We start from the raw sequence: 342 nt of genomic DNA on the forward strand, positions 1-342 counted from the left end.
TAGACAAAGAAATGGTAGAGACACCTGCGGATTTGTTTACGTTATCTGCAGGCGTTTTAACGGTACTTGAGCGAATGGGACCAAAGTCAGCGCAGAACATCGTCAACGCCCTTAACGTTGCGAAAGAGACCACGTTGGCGCGTTTTCTTTATTCTTTGGGAATTCGAGAAGTGGGCGAGGCAACCGCGGCAAATTTGGCTCGCCATTTTAAAACACTTAAGAAGCAATACAAACTGCAACGCAATGAGCAGTTAATCGAAGTTCCCGATATCGGTGAAGTCGTCGCTCGTCATATCACGGCATTTTTGCTGAAGAGAAAATCAAAGGGTGGTTGCAAGCACA

1 protein-coding gene is annotated in these 342 nt (G+C 46.2%); it reads left to right on the forward strand.

Annotated features, from left to right (window positions below):
- A partial coding sequence (locus CIK04_RS23330; protein WP_325205743.1) for a helix-hairpin-helix domain-containing protein occupies positions 1 to 342 on the forward strand: 342 nt, incomplete at both ends.

Source organism: Vibrio sp. 03_296, assembly GCF_002265885.1.